This window comes from Bacillus sp. KICET-1 (assembly GCF_027721405.1).
Classification (GTDB): Bacteria; Bacillota; Bacilli; order Bacillales; family Bacillaceae; genus Bacillus; species Bacillus velezensis.
Window position 1 is genome coordinate 3499378 of the sequence record NZ_CP113515.1, and the last position, 17043, is coordinate 3516420.

Sequence of the window (17043 nt, forward strand, 5' to 3'; positions counted from 1 at the left end):
CTAATCCTGCATACGCTCCAGCGCATAATCTGCTTCCTCCGCAGTCAGTTCGCCCGCTTTTAATTGTCTGAGGAGCTCTTTTACTCTCTCGTTCTTTCCATTGGAATCCGCTGTTGCACGAGTCTGCGTCTCCGCGGAAAACGTTTCTTTTTTACGAATGGTTACATCCTTCAAACCTGCAAGTCTCTCTCCGTGTTCATTAAGCAGCTGAATATCGTAAATAAGCTCGGATTGACCTTTTTGGCCTGTTTTACGCGCATAAGCCCAGCATTCTGCTGAAACTTTTTTCCGAATCGTAATCTCTCCTATTGAAAAAGGAACATAAACAGATGCCTCTTCTCTTCCGTCGGTAATTCCGAACAAAGATTGCAGAGCCCCATCAATTAAAGACGGATGCAATGTATAATTTTCAAGAGCATATGCGGCTTCTTTTGGCAGCAATAAGTGTGCAACCGCTTCCGTTCCGCCGCCCCATAAACGTTGAATCGGCTGAAAAGCGCGCCCATACAGGAACCCGTTTTCCCGAAAATACTCGTAACATTCATCTTGTTCACGGACAAAAGCACTTCTGTTTATCATCTCTTGTCTGTCGATGTTCTCTATATCATCATCACCGTAATGATGATCATAATATAATTCCCCCGTCACAAATCCAGTCCTTACAGCAGCATCCTCGTCAGGTGACATGTTAAATAATATGCTGCCGTCTTTTACGGAAATGTGAGTGTAAATGGTCAGGCTCTCTTGCAAAAGCATGGCCGGTCTGGCAAATATCACGTTTTTTAAACGAGTGACCTTTTTCTTTCGATATGACCGCGTTCCCGCTGCGCATGCCATTTCAAGAAAAGCAGCTGCCGGGAGAATGCTCTTGTTTTTTACAATGTGGTCTTTTAACCAAATCTCTTTTTCTCTTAATGTCGTTTTAAAAAACTGCTGTTCCAGAGTAGATTCATTCGAATCCAGAAGCGGGTGCAGTGAAGACTGTTGCGGCAATGTTTCCGGAAATATTGCACTTTGATTTCGAGGCACCCAGTAAGACTCCTCAGCAAATGGATATAAAGGAAGCTTGACCTTTTGCGGGGTATATTCTTCATATAACTCTCTCCAGTGAATATCAGCCCCGAAAGACCATAATTTTGCAAGAAGATTCAAGTCCTTTGTCTCCATCATCACCTCGAGGAATTTATCTTTCATCTTTTGATCATGAAAGATAAAGACTTTATCAAAATCTTTCGTAACATTGCCTTTGTATACGCCCTCTCCAATTGTTCCTTCAGTACAGAAAGTTCTCAGCTTCTCCTTAAGCTCCGGCAAATCGGAAGCTACAACAGCAAGTCTGTCTTCCATCGGTTCCCTGCATGTCTGCAATGTAAAAGCGATATCAGCTGCCGAGGCCTTTGTCTCCCGCTCTGTGAATTGCAGAAGGCGCCGGGCGTATTCTTTCAGTCTGTCTTCATTTTTGGCAGAGAGAACTGCGGCAAACGGCCCGCTTATTGTTTGTGTGTCCGCATGGTTTTGATATTCTTCCACAATGACATGGGCATTTGCTCCTCCCGCTCCGAACGAACTGATTGCTGCTCTCCTGTTGGAGGCGCCTGATTCTTTCGGCCACTCTTCTTCTTTCCGCTGAACGTAAAAAGGCGTCTTTTCAAATCGGATATTTTGGTTCAGCTGTTCCGAGTGAATGGATGGCGCCAATTTCTGATGCTTAAATTGTAAAAGAACTTTTGTAAGAGCTGCTATACCTGCAGCAGACTCCAAATGTCCGATATTAGACTTCACTGAACCTATAGCACAAAATTGTTTATCATCCGTAAATTTCTCAAACGCTTTTGTCAATCCTGCGATCTCAATCGGATCTCCGAGCGAGGTACCCGTTCCGTGTGCTTCCAAGTAGCTGACGGATCGCGGACTGATGCCCGATTTCTTAAAATTTTCAGCAATCAGCTCAGCTTGTGCATTCGGATTCGGAACCGTAAATCCATTGGTTTTTCCGCCATGATTTACAGATGTTCCTTTAATCACTCCGTATATATGATCCTGATCGGCAATTGCTTTTTCCAGAGGTTTCAACAGGACGGCTCCCGAACCTTCTCCCGGCACATAGCCGTCTCCGCCCTCTCCGAAACTTCTGCACAATCCTTCGGTGGAAACAAAATTACCTTGACTCAGCCAAAGGTATTTGCTGGGGTGTATGGATACATTAACGCCGCCCGCAAGCGCAATTTCACTTTCCCCTCTTTTAATGCTCTCACATGCCAAGTGAATGGCCGTCAGCGATGATGAACACATCGTATCCAGTGCAATGCTCGGGCCGGAGAGATTAAAAAAGTATGAAACCCTGTTCGCAATAGATGAAAAGAAGGAACTGAGCGCGATCGGATTGCCCCGCGCAGTTTCTTCTGCGCCGAATAATTGGTATTGTCCGTACATGGCTCCGACAAACACACCGGCTTTCATACTGTCAAGCTTCTCTTTTGTATATCCTGAATCTTCAAACGTATGCCAGGAGGTTTCGAGAAAAATTCGCTCCTGAGGGTCCATCAGCTCAGCTTCTTTATGAGAAATATGGAAAAACAGCGGATCGAATTGATCAACACCGCTGATAAAACCGCCCCACTTACTGTTGATTTTCCCCTTCTCCATTCTGTCGGGACTGTAAGTCGATCTGAAATCCCAACGTTCCTCGGGGATTTCAATAATACAGTTTTTCCCTCCGGCAATGTTTTCCCAGAACTCCTCAAGAGTATCGGATTTCGGATATCTTCCGCTCACACCGATAATGGCAATATCCTCACCCGGCGGAACCATGCTCGGTGCAGATGCAACCTTCTGCTGCCGGTGCTGTTTTTTACTCAGATTTTCTCTTTTCTTCGGCACTCTTGTTACCGGAGCTGCCCCTGCGGCCTTAAGCACTTTTTCTTTAAAAGATGTTAGGAAGAAGTTTGAAAGCTCTTCAATGTTCTGATATTCAAAAAAGATTGTTTTTGGAAGATCCCCGAAAGTATCTTCAAGCTTTGAAATAAGTGACATGATCATAAGTGAGTTGATTCCGAATTTCTCAAAAGAGTCTTTCGCATTTATTTTATGAGATTGGATTTTCAAGACACCGCTGATGATCTTGATTAAATAGTCATTGACTTTTTCTTTCGCAGCATATTCCTCTTCTTCATCGTGTTCCGCCGTGAGTGTATCTTGATCTGCTGCAGCTGTATTTCTATGAATCGCTAGCGCTTTTATCATTTTATCCCGCTCTCCTTCTGCAGGCATTAAGCTGGTAAATGAAGACCGCAGCATTTTCAGAAACGCTTCCAAAACAGAGGAAGTTCGCATCGGAGTCATTCCGTATTTTTCTTTTATTTGAATGATTCCATTGCTGTCGAGACTCATCCCGCCATCTTTCAATAACGGCCAATTGATTGAAAGGGTTTTTCCGTTTCGGGAGAGCTGAGATCGAAGCACTGCAAAACTGTCCATAAAATGATTTGCGTACGCATAGTCACTTTGGCCGGCATTTCCGTAAGCGGAAAAAGAAGAAAAGAGAACAAAAAAATCAAGATCTTCGTCTTTTGTCAGCTCATCCAGCCAGATTGTCCCGTAAACTTTCGGGTTCAGTACGTCCGTAAAATCACTGAGACTTTTATTTACAAGAAATGAGTCACGAAGGATGCCGGCAGCATGAATGATCCCGTTTATGCTGCCGTACCGCTGTTTAACGCCGAAAATGAATCGCTCTGTCTCGGTTCGATTTGTTATGTCCGTCCGCTGATATTCAACAATAGAGCCGCTCTCATTAAGCTTACTGATCCGTTCTTTTTGATCAGCTGTTAAAAAAGAACGGCCTGTAAGTATAATCACGGCTTGGTTTTCTTTAGCGATGTGTTCCGCAAACAGCAGCCCGAGTTTTCCCGCTCCTCCGGTAATGATATATATGCCGCCTTTTTGATACGTTACAGATCCGTTATCGTGTTCCGGATTATCAATATGCTGCAGCCCTTTCACATAACGGGTATGTGAGTCTATTAAAACCTCACATTCATCGGATTGAAAGTGCTGTATTTCACTGATTGCAGCATCCCACACCTTGGAAACCGGAGGATTTATCTCAGAATGCTCATGGCGAATCTGTATGGTTTTCGCTTTAAGCTTGGAGCTTTCCATGTTTACCGTTTTCATGAACCCTCCGACAGCTTCATGAAACGGCTGATTCAGACCGCTTGTCCAATAAATATGCAATAACGTAACAGGTTCGTTTCTTCGCATTAAAGCTTTTGATAATAAAAAGAGCGAGTTTATCCCTCTGCGAAGAGTTTCGTTAACGGATTCTTCAGTGAAATCTCTGATTTCTCCGTTCCATAAATAAAGCACGACATCAGGTGTAAATCCGTTTTCAGCCAAATCAGACAGCAGCATTTCGACATGATTTTCATCAGAAGGATTGATTGTGCATCTATTCCGCTCAATTCTATAATCAGAATCGGGCGTTACGAGAATGACACGGTTATGTTCTCCATTCATCATCTCGGCATGCTGAAAAAGACGGTTATCCTGATCAAAAATCAGCATATTTCCCGGTGCCTGCTGATTCGGCCTATCAATGTTATTTGTCCTTACCCATTCGTTCTTAAAAAAAATGGTTGGGGACGGAGCTTGTGATTCCGGCTCCGCCTTTTTTTCCATTTGTTCTTTTCTGTAAGTGCGAATTAGCTCCAGTCCTGCATCAGGAGACATTTGCTGTTCTTCAATTAAGGAAAGTATTTGTTTGATCTGCACTATTTTCCCTCCAGCAGCTGATAAACTTGGTCAGCAGAAAGTTCACCGTTTTTCAATCGTTCTAATAAGAAGAGAATTTCCTGATCTTCATTTTTACGTCCTGCGGTTAATTCTCCCCCGGTCACTTTTCTGACAGAAAAGTCTTTCATGCTCACGGCTATTTCGCCGCTCTCGTTAATAAAATCAATGTTATACGTATAAAAACCGGTTTCTTTCACCGAGACATGGCATCGGGCAGTAAGCGCCCTCTTAATGTGAAGCTCTCTAAGTGAATATGGAACAAATAAGCCCTCTTTCTCATTATCTCTTAACAAAAATGCCGCCGCTTGAAAACCGCCGTCAATTAATGAAGGATGAAGTGTAAAATGTGAAAACCCGTTCGCTAAATGAGCAGGAAGCTCCAATTCTGCCATTAACTCCATATCACCGCGATATACGGCTTTCAATGTTTGAAAACTGCTATGATATGTCAGGCCCATACGGCTGAAGCGGTGATAACACTCTTCCCGGCTTATGACCGGCTCACTGCTGCGTATGAACTGATCAATATCGACATACTCAGGATTGCTGTTTATGTCTCCGAATACTGTTTCACTTTGTGTGCAGATTTGCTGCACGCCATCCGGACCCTCTTTACATATCATTACGTTCAACTTATCTTGTTTCATTTCCAAGTCGGTATAAATGTGCAGCGTTTTTCCTTTATATAATATAGGTCTGTTCCACATCACGTCTTTTATTTTATATACTTTACTTTCTCCGCTTATTTCCGCACAAACAAGAGCCATTTCAAGCGAAGCGGCTCCTGGCAGCACATAGTCTCCTGAAACAAGATGATCAGTGACGAAAAATTCAGTTCCGGAAATAACAGTTTTAAATGCTTGTTTCTTTAATGTTGAGACATTCTCGCTGATTAATGGGTGAAGACTTTTACTATTAACCTCGCTTTTGTTCTTTTTCGGAGTAAACCAATAACTCTCTTTTGCAAACGGATAAGTTGGCATCGGCACTCTATTCAATTTCTTATTGCCGATTGTCTTCCATTCAAACTCGGCTCCATTGGCCCACCATTGTGCGAGCAGCTCCTCTTTTCCGCTTTGAAGAGCCTCCTGAATCATATATTCAGAAACAGCTGTGCGCTCTTCAGTGATTTCGCTTATAAATACGCCTTTTTGCACCTTGCTGTCATCAAGAAAGCTGACGTATTTATCTCTCAGCTCAGTCAGACTCGCTGCACATACGGCAATTCTTTCGTTCATTGCTTCCCGGCCGTTTTGCAATGTAAATTCCATGTCACTGGCATTAACGGTCATGTCACCGGCAATCACGCGATCCAAGTACTGAACCATATGCCGGATATACTCAAGTAATTGATCTTTGGTTTTCGCAGATAAAACAAAAATATGTGTGTTACCGTTGTTTTCCGGCACTTCTTTTTGAGGTTCCCTATATTCCTCTAAAACAATATGCGCGTTCACACCGCCGAATCCGAATGAGCTGACGCCTGCTCTCCTCGGCAGATCTTTGTTCTCTTCATCTTTTATCGGATTCCACTTTTGAGCGGTTTCTGTGATATAAAATGGCGTATTTTCCAGTTTGATGTATGGATTGAGTTCTGAAAAATGGGCGAGTCCCGGAAGTTTGCGATATTTAAAAGCCAGTAACACTTTCAGCACTCCGGCTATTCCGGCAGCGGTTTCGAGATGGCCGATGTTTGTTTTCACAGACCCGATCCCGCAGCATTTCTGTTTCGCAAAAGGAATGTCCCATTCTTGATATAACGTTTTAAATGCCTTTATGATGCTGTTCACTTCAATCGGATCACCAAGACTTGTCCCTGTGCCATGCGCTTCTATATATCCCGCAGTGGCAGGGCTGACCCCCGCCTTCCGCCAAGCTTCGGTTAATAAGTCCGCCTGTGCGTTCGGATTCGGAGCTGTCAAAGAATTGGCGCGGCCGCCGTGATTTACAGCTGATCCTTTAATCAAACCATATATATGATCACCGTCTGCCTGTGCTTTGCTGAGCGGCTTGAGCAATACTGCAGCCGCCCCTTCACTCCTTACATAGCCGTCAGCGCTTTTATCAAACGTTTTGCACTTTCCGTCTTTGGAAAGCATCCCTGCTTTATCAAAAGCTATAAACAGAGTAGGGCTTGTCATAATATGCACTCCGCCTGCAATCGCCATTTCAAAATCGCCTCTTTGAATCCCCTCAGCCGCACGATGGAGCGCAACTAACGAACTTGAACAGGCAGTGTCAATCGGTTCGCTCGGACCCGTCAGGTTCAGCTGGTAAGAAATACGATTTGCCAATATACAATGATTTAAACCGGTTGCGGTCTGCGCCTGAACAGAGACGCCATTTTCATTCAGACGTTCAGCATAATCCGTTGTGGCGACCCCTGCAAACACCGCGGTTTTCGTCCCTGCCAAATCAGACGGCTTATAGCCCGCATCTTCTATTGTTTTCCATACAGTCTCCATAAAAATTCTTTGCTGGGGATCCATTAATTCTGCTTCGGCGGGAGAAATCCCGAAAAACAACGGATCAAAACTGTCCGCGCCTTTGATAAATCCGCCTTTTTTTATTTTTGTTCTATTGACGTCCCTGATCGGATCGCCGTCAAACTCTTTCCAGTTCCAACGGTCTTCAGGAATGTCTGTAATCATATCCCGGCCTTTTTCAATTCCTTCCCAAAAGTCTTCCAGCGTATCTGTTTGGGGGAAACGGCCGCTTATTCCCACTATTGCCACCGGCTCATTTATATGTCTTTCCTCTTGCCTAGTTTTATTTTCAGGCTCAGGGGAATGTTCATAAGATTCCGGCGGAGGCGTGCTGTACAATGTTTTTTCGTCAGCTGCAGAAAAAGATTCTGTCTCAGCAAAAAGGATTTCTCCGTATTCCTCGATTACATAATCAGTCATTTCAGCCAGTGAATTGCATTCAAAGAAAATGGACGGCAATAATTCCGTACCATATTGTTGATTGATTTCATTTCCGAGTCTGGTAAACGTAATAGAATCAAATCCGTACTCGCCGAATGAAGTCTCTTCTTCTATTTCCTTTCTGTCAATCTTCAAAATACTTGACATCATCTTTGCGATGCCCTCAATCAGATTTTCTCTCCGGTCTTTCGCCGCAGATTCATCTGAAGAAAAAGAACCGCAGAGATGAAGCTCCTCGGAATACTCACTCTTTAAAAACTCAAGAAGTTCATTAAAATCAGTAAGACCGAAAAAATCTGACGGCATCATTGATATTCCTAATGACTCGTTTAATTCGCTGCCCAGCATTGTAAACATAATTGAATCAAATCCGTATTCACTTATCGGCAGTTCAAAATCAAATTCCCGTTCTTCAATTTTTAATACGCCGGTGACGATGCGCGTCAAAGTGCTTTTTAAAGATTCAGTTATTGACAGCTCTTTCGGTTCGTGATTTTCGTCGGCGATTGCCGGGTCACTTTTTCCGCTGTCAATCGTTATCATTCGTTCCAGCTTTAATTCATTACCGCTAAATACCATTATTTGATGTTCACACCCTGTCATTGCTTGATCAAATGCTGCAAGGCCTTCCCGTTTTCCCAGAGGCAGCATTCCGAAACGGTCATAAAGGAACTTCTCTGAATGAATATCAATTCGCATACCGCCTTCTTTCCATAAAGGCCAATTCATCGAGACTGTTTTTCCAGGTTTATTTTCCGCCGCTCTCATTTCCGCAAAATAATCCATAAACCGGTTTGCATAAGCATAATCGGTTTGTCCCGCGTTCCCGATTATTGCGCTGATAGATGAAAACATTACAAAAAAGTCCAGAGGTTCTCTGTCTGTATACCGGTCAAGCCATATCGTTCCGTAAACCTTGCTGGCCAAGACTGAATCGAGATCCTCTTCACGCTTATTGATGAGTAATGAATCTTTTATCACACCGGCACTGTGAATAATTCCTTTAACAGGACCTAATTTGTTTTTGACGAGGTTTATCAGGTTATTGACATTTTCCTTATCAGAAATATCGGTTCTTACATAAAAAACCTCTGATCCGTTTTTTTCCAGCTCTTTTACATTGCTTACGGCTTCCTCAGAAAGCTCTGACCTGCCGATAAGGACAAGTTTTATTCTCCCTTTTCGCACAAGATGTCTGGCGAAAATCAGTCCCAGACCGCCCGTTCCTCCTGTAATGAGGTAAACTCCCCCTTCTTTTACTTCCATCTTTTTGGGGGGCTCGGCACTTTCAATTTCTGCAGAGTGCTTGACCTGCCTGATTCCATCTCTGTATCTGATTTCTGAAGTATCATCGCTGATGATTGTTTCTTTCACAAGGTTTTTTAATTCAGGCAGACCGGTGTTCAGCTGTAACTGAATTTCATCGCTTTGTATTTCAATATTTTTACCGGACAACATTGGATGTTCTAAATGAAGTGACCTAAAAAAGCCGCTGATTGCCATTTGATAAGGTAAGATTTGATTTTCCCTTGTGAAAAATACATGTGATATCAGGATTTTATGTCTTGGGATTGTTGCTAGCAGAGCTTTCGTTACATTGAAAACCGGCAAAACAGCCTCTTCCAGCTTTTCATGAATGTTCTGCTCAATTCCCGTTTCAGGGCTCATCCCGATTAAAATGACGCGGTCAATTGTCACTTGTCTTTCTTTAAGAATCGCCAGCAATTTCTGATAGCCTTCAAGTTTGACGCTGTTCAATTCAAAGGAATCAGCTTCTTTTTCTTGAAAACTGCCGCCATGGCGGACAAAGATCATGTTCAAGCCGATATCTTTATATGCCTGGCGGATCAGCGGTTCTGATATATCCCGACGGAGTGAAATCACAAGGCAGCTGTTTAAACCGCTGGCTTCAGGCTGATGAAGCAGAGGGGCCCGCTTCCACATATCAGTGTAATACTTAACTGAATGCCGCTCATCCTGAGTCTGCGGTGCAGCCCTTAACGCCTTCAACGCTAAGTTTTTTATTTTAAGACTTACAGATCCGTTTTCATCCATAAATAATATATGAAACCTTTTGACATCATCATGTTGTCTTTCATCGGCAGCTGTAATGTAAGCATAGCCGTTTGCCGAAGGTGCATGAAGAATCTCCAGCTCACCTAATTCAAAAGGCAAATATGCGGTGAGATCTCCTTCTTGACCGGACGTAAACCCGGTTGTGGATTGAAAAATGCCATCCAATAAACACGGTTCCAGCAGCGTGCCGGATTTTTTATGAATGCTCTCAGGAAGTGATATTCGTGCAAGAACAGCATTTTCATGGATAAACAGCTGTTTTATTACCTGAAAACTGGTTCCATAGTCCAAACCGCTCTGCCGGAAATCCCTGTAACACTCAGCGCCGCTGATTAATCTTTTCTGTCCGGTTAACCAGCTGTCCAATTGAAAACGCTCTGTATGAGAGGCATCTTTATCTCCGCATGTGATAATGTTTCCTTGGCAATGAACCGCCGCTTCAGGTTGCATATCGGTTTTCACCACAAATCTGCCGTCTTTTTGATTCGGCAGCAGATCTATCATTACCGTCTTTTCTTTCTCAACGGTTATTGGAACCGCCCATACAACCTGACTCAGTTTTATGACTGATTTTCCGTACAGCCTCTCTCCCGCTTCTCTGGCCGCTTCGATGATTGCCGCTCCTGGCAGAACCATATTCCCATGCACAACATGATCTTTTACATAATATTCAGAATCTGAAAGCGTTTTATAAAATCGGCACTCACCTGCAGAAAAATCAAATAAAGGAGCTTTATCAGCTGTTGATTTTGATTGCGCCTTATTTGACACCCACAGTCTGTTTTTTAAGAAAGGGTAAGTCGGCAGGGTAATTTTCGCCGGTTTTCTGCCAGTGCGGAAATCTTCCCAGCTTAAATTGCCTCCTGATACCCAGAATTCAGCCATTTCGGCTAATGTGGTTCTGCCGGATTTGAGCGGAAGATCCGATTGCTGCTGTCTGCGTTTATGATTCAGTTTTTTCCCTCTAAATATTTCGTGATCGTCAATTCCATTATAAAAGTGATTTAATTTCAACATCAGATCATCGATATTATTTGAAATGACAGCAAGCCTTTCCGGCATGGCTTCACGCCCTTCAAGAAGGGTATACGCAATATCAGAAAGGTGAAGCGGCTTGTTTGTTCCCGCTTGCTGCAAAAACTCGCCCTGTTGTTGACGGGCCTTTTGAAGATATTCCACCAGCTGTTTTGCCGATTCCCGTAAACTCAGTGAATGCTTGGCTGAGAGTACGATAAGTTCCTCACTTTCCTCACAATCCGTATAACAGTCAGCAGCAGACTCATACTCTTCCACAAGAATATGAGCATTCGCCCCGCCCGCTCCGAAAGAACTTAATCCCGCACGCCGCGGATATTTGCTGTCAGAATGTTTTTCATTCGCGGGTTTTATCCAGTCGGCGGTTTCCTGCTGAAGACAAAAAGGTGTCTCTTCCAGATAAAGATCCGGATGCACCCGTTCAGCATGCAGTGTTGCGGCTATTTTTTTATACTTCATTTGTAAGATAATCTTTGTCAGGCCGGCAATACCCGCAGCCGCTTCGAGATGACCGATGTTAGATTTAATCGATCCGAGAGAGCAATATGAAACATCTTCGGTATAAGCTCTAAACGCCTTGGTCAGGCCGCGGACTTCAATCGGGTCACCCAGCGGCGTTCCCGTGCCGTGGGCTTCAATAAAGCTGACACTTCTGGCGCTCCAACCGGCCGCTTTAAGAGCTCCTTGGATTAAATCCGCCTGTGCGGCAGGATTAGGCACCGTATAGCCATTCGTCTTTCCGCCGTGATTAATTGCCGTTCCTTTAATGACGGCGTACACAGTATCATTATCACGTATGGCATCTTTAAGCGGTTTAAGAATTACGGCCCCGACACCTTCCCCGGGTACGAAACCGTCGCCGCCTTCTCCAAAACTTCTGCATTTTCCCGATTTTGAAAGCATCCCCATCTGACATCGGTATAAATAGTCAGAAGGATGAAGATACAAATTTACTCCTCCCGCAACCGCAACCGAGCACTCACCTTTTTTTAAACTTTGGCAAGCCATGTGAATTGCCGTTAAGGATGAAGAGCAAGCCGTATCTACAGGGACACTGGGACCTGTAAAGTCAAATGTGTAAGACACTCTGTTCGCGAGAGACCATGGGAACGAATTTGGAAGTACATCGTTTTTGTCCGTCGGTATTCTTTCGCCGAGCAGCTTGTAAGAATTGGTCGTCACTCCCGCAAATACACCGACATGTTTTTCGGTCTGCTTTCTCAACCCTTCAATGGTATATCCCGAATCTTCAAATGCTTTCCACACGGTTTCGAGAAATATTCGTTCCTGAGGATCCATCGCTTCTGCTTCTCTCGGCGATATTTGGAAAAACAAAGAATCAAATGATTCAGCGTTCTTTAAAAATCCGCCCCATTTGCAATAAATTTTCCCCTCATGCGCTTTAGCGGGGTCTGGATCATAGTAGGTCTCATAATTCCAACGTTCCTTCGGAATTTCTGTGATTGCGGTTCTCTCTTTTGATAGAAGTTCCCACAATTCTTCGATATTTTCAGCCCCGGGATAACGGCCGCTGATACCGATTACCGCTATCCCGTCAAGATGTTCTTTTTCCTCCGCCGCAGGTGCAGTGATGTTTTGTTCCGGCCTGGCAGGGGTAATGCTCTGAATCTGTTTTCCTTTTTCCTCCCGTGAAAATAAACGCCCCAGCCGATCCGGATATTCCTTTACAAGATGATCTGCTAAATCTCTGATTGTATGAAATTCAAATAAAAGCGTTTTCGAAATTGCTCCCAGTGACTGCTCCAGCTTTGTGTTGCATTGATGAATCATAACCGAATCCATTCCATATTCAGCCAGATGCACATCTTGATCGATCTCTTCCCGTTCTGCACCGACCTCAGAGGAGATGATATTGGTTAAAAACAAAACTGTCTGATCCAAAATATCGCCTTGGGCCAAAGGAATGGCACTGCCTGTCTCTGTTTCGTCCGTCAAAAATCTCTGCCGCATAAATTGTTCAAAGCGCTCATGATCACCGCAGACTGCAATATTATGCAGCTGACCCGAAGTTACAATCCGCGAAAACCATTGCGTTCCGTCTTCAGCAGGAAGTTCTTCGAGCCCGGAACCATGAAAAAGAGACGTCCGCCCTTGACCTGACAGGTTCGCCCCCATTCCGATGTCTTTCCATAAAGGCCAATTGATTGTCAGCGTACGGCCGCTGCGCAGAGAATTTTGCCGTTTCCATTCCCGATATTCTGCAAAATGATCTAAAAAGCCGTTTGCATATGCATAATCACACTGGCCTTCGTTCCCTGCAATAGAGACGACTGAAGAAAAAACGGCGAAAAAATCCAATTCCAGCGACTTCGTTGCATGATCAAGATTCAACGCACCATGAACTTTCGGAGCAATCACCTCTGAAAGTTCCTGCTTTGTTTTTTGAAAAAGCAGCGAGTCTCTGATAACTCCTGCGCAATGAATGACGCCATGAAGACCTGCATGCTGATCGGTAATACCGTCAATCATTTTTTTTACCGCTTCTTTATCGGATATATTCGCCTGTATATAATAAACCTTGGCTTTAAAGCTGTTCAGGTATTCTAAATGTTTCTGCTTATCTCCGGTTAAAGCAGATCGCCCCGATAGAATAATGGTGGATCTTTCAGTTTTCGCGCAATATTCAGCGACTTTACTGCCAATCCCCCCAAATCCCCCTGTAATTAAATATACTTTATCTTTTTCAGGGTATTGAATGGTCTTTGTGTATGTTTCTCTCTGCTTCTCTAACATCCGTGCATATCTTACGCAGCCTCTGTAAGTGATATGAATATGCCGATCAGGTGCTGTGTTTATTTCTTTATAAAGAATGGCAGCCTTCTCTGAAAATGAAACGGCTGCAGAATCATGTTCAAAGCAAACCGTCTTACAATGCAGCTGCGGATATTCTTGTTTTACCGATTTTAAAAAACCGTTCACACCTTCAAAATACGGCAATTTTTCTTTTTGATCTGCGCTGAATGTATAAATGAACGTTACTTTGTTTATAAGGTTCTCGCTGATTAAAGCCTTAGTCAGATAAAACACGGAATAAATTCCTGATTCGAGTGTTTCTTCCAGTTCAGGCTGTTTTTCAGACCACGTATGCAAAATTGCATCAGGCGCTGCGCCTTTTTCTTTTAACAGACGAATGACACTTTGATAATCATCGGGACGCTGCCTGTTGATCGTGAAAACACTATCGCTTATCTGCTCTAAACGGTCACCGGGCATAATAAGATATGCGGACGTATTCTCTCTTTTTTTCATCTCTTCAAAATAGTCTTTATTCTCGGAGAACAGCAAAATAGTACAGGCTTGTCCGCTGTCCGCTTCATTCTCAAGTGCGGTTTCTTTCCATATCGGCGTATAAAGTGCCTGATTCTTCTTTGCTGAAAAAGCCGCGTCTGATTTTACCTGCTGAGGGTTTAAAGAAAATTGACAGCGCTCAAACGGATAAGGCGGAAGCGGGGCTTTTCTTTTATGATAGTCACCTAGTTTCGCCCATTCAATCTCTTCTCCTGAAAGCCACATTTGCATAAATGAATGATAAAGAGCCTCATCAGCTGGTTTGTCCGCTTCAAAAGCAGCCGCTTTGTTTAGTTTTGCTGATGGAGGGAGCGATCCGAATTGGAAAACTGAAAAATCAGAAATATCCATATCCGTCTCCGTTCCCTTTTCTTCCGTGTGAAGCGGCATATGATCAGCTATCTCCTGAGACACGGCATCCATTTGATTGTATTCTGTCATCAACGGAAAACGATCCTTATCATAAAAATCTGCCGGCTGCTCATTAATACAAGCAACAGCCTGTTTAATTCCGTCTTGCTTTTTCAATAACATGCTCAGAAAAAGTTCTTTAGACAAAATTCCTTCGTCCAGTAAATTTAATATTTCCAGAACATAATCATTATTAAAGAATCCATCATAATCTGTTAAATCCCATCTCTTATACAGTCTTCTCATAGAGGCAAGGATAGCCATGATCGCCGCTTCCTCATCAGCCGGCAGTGCGTTTCTTTTATCCGCCGTGCGATTCACAATATAAGATAAAATCTCGATTTCCTGAGTCTTTCCCGCTTTATCCCACTCTTCTAAAAAACCTTTAAACGTATATTGGTGCTCAAGAAGCAGCCGTGTTTTCCCGTACAGGCGGTCTGTAAAATCAGCCGGGAAGCTCAGACCGTTCAGCAGCATCCTTACATATTCTTCATTTAATCGAACCGGCGGGTACGTTTTTGAAGTGTACGGATTGACAAATGGAACGGACGGCGGCTCACAGGATAAGTGCGAAGGTTTTTCAGCGCCTGTGATGACAGAAATGGCCTTTTCAATTTTGATGATACCCGCTGCTGCAAGAGCAACGTAATATCCGTCTCCGGCGCCTGTAATGAGGCTTGGCTTAAAACCGGATGCCAGGATACTTTTTATGATTTCCGTATTGATAACTAAAGAATACAAGCGGATTTTCTCAGGCGTCCATTTTCTTTTAAATGAACTGTGCAATGTTGGTATACCCTTCAGCACCGGCCTTACGTTCTTTTCTAAATCAGGGAACACCCGTTTCAAAACGGCAAATTGTTTATAGCTTTCCCATTTGAAGTCACCGATGGCAAGCGCCCATTCAGAATCTTGTTTCCTCCGAAAACTCAATCCCTCTTTAAGCTGATTTTTAAATTCCTCCTTGCTGCCTGCCAATAAACCAGCCCTGTAATCAAACGATGTCCTCCCTGTTAAAAGGGTGCTGCTGATCACTTCATTTGATATTTTGCAAAATTCCTCTGAATCGTCAGAAAAGGTTCTCCAATGATGTATCATTTGTTTCATGCTTTCTTCACTTTTAGCGGAGAAAAGGAAGGGTACCCTTCCTTTTCTGTCAGATTCGTCTTTTGTATGTATAAATTCTTCGATGATGACGTGAGAGTTGACACCCCCAAAACCGAAGGAGCTGATTCCCGCCCTGAGCGGAGCCCCGTCTGCCGCCTTCCAATCACTTGAATCAAGTGCCGGCCTAAACGGTGTTTTTTCAAACTGTATAATTGGATTTACCGTATGTACATTCAGGCTTTTCGGCACCCTCCGGTGTTTCATCATCATTAGAACTTTTATCAATCCGGCCATTCCCGCCGCTGCTTCTGTATGACCGATATTTGTTTTCACACTTCCGATCCTGCAATATTGAGTATCCTCAGTATATTGCCGATACGCTTTTGTCAATGCTTCTATTTCTATCGGATCGCCCAGAGATGTACCTGTGCCATGTGCTTCTACATAAGAAACCGTCGCAGCATCGACAGCAGCGTTGTGTAAAGCTTCTGAGATGACCCGGCTCTGCGCTTCTGCTCTGGGAGCGGTTATGGAACGGGATTTACCGCCATGATTAACAGCTGTCCCTTTTATGATCCCGTATATATGGTGACCGGCTTTTACTGCATCACCAAGGCGCTGCAGCAATACAACGCCTGCCCCTTCTCCGGGAACGTACCCGTTCGCCGCTGCGTCAAAGGTTTTACATTTGCCGTCAGGACTCAGCATTCTGGCTTTGGAAAAAGAAATATATTTTCCGGGTTGGAAATTCAAGTTTACTCCCGATGCGATTGCATAATCGCTTTCTTTTGTCCGCAATGACTTAACCGCTTCATGTAAAGCAACAAGCGACGATGCACAAGCGGCATTTACAGACATGCTTTTTCCGGTCAAACCGAATGTGTATGAAAGCCGGTTGGAAAGCATAGCTTCGAAACTTCCTAAACAGGCGTAACTGTCGATTTCCGATTCAGCATGACCTGTCTGCCGGTAGTCAGAATTCATAATACCCGCAAAAACAGAAGTGGTTTTACGCTGGAGATCCTGCAAAGAAACCCCGGAATCTTCGATGCACCGCCAAGTTTCTTCTAAAAGGATTCTTTGCTCAGGGTCCATGTTTTTCGCTTCCCGGGGAGAGATATTAAAAAACTTATGGTCGAAATGGTCAGCTTTATGAATAAAACCTCCCCACTTGCTGATTGTTTTGTTCGGTATACTGATATCGGCTGAATAATAAAGATCGGGATTCCACCGTTCAATCGGCACTTCCCGGATGGAATCTTTGCCGCTATTTATGTTTTCCCAGAATTCATGATAATGATCTGCATCGGGGAATCTGCAAGCAACCCCGATTATCGCGATATCCGCACTCTGTTTATTCAAATGAACCATTGGCCTCCACCCG

Annotated in this window: 2 protein-coding genes; both read right to left on the reverse strand. The window is 43.8% G+C overall.

The window, feature by feature from the left end; all coding sequences use genetic code 11:
- Nucleotides 1–4773, reverse strand: a complete 4773-nt coding sequence (locus OVA33_RS17480) for a type I polyketide synthase (RefSeq protein ID WP_063636618.1) — start codon at nucleotides 4771–4773, stop codon at nucleotides 1–3.
- On the reverse strand, nucleotides 4773–17030 hold the full coding sequence (locus OVA33_RS17485) for an SDR family NAD(P)-dependent oxidoreductase (RefSeq protein ID WP_128974065.1): 12258 nt from the start codon (nucleotides 17028–17030) through the stop codon (nucleotides 4773–4775). Before OVA33_RS17485 ends, OVA33_RS17480 begins: the two co-directional genes overlap by 1 nt.
- Nucleotides 17031–17043 lie beyond the last annotated feature (13 nt).

Bases quoted from the DNA above. Each gene is read 5' to 3' on its own strand.
- OVA33_RS17485 (WP_128974065.1), bottom strand. From the start codon at position 17,030: ATGGTTCATTTGAATAAACAGAGTGCGGATATCGCGATAATCGGGGTT.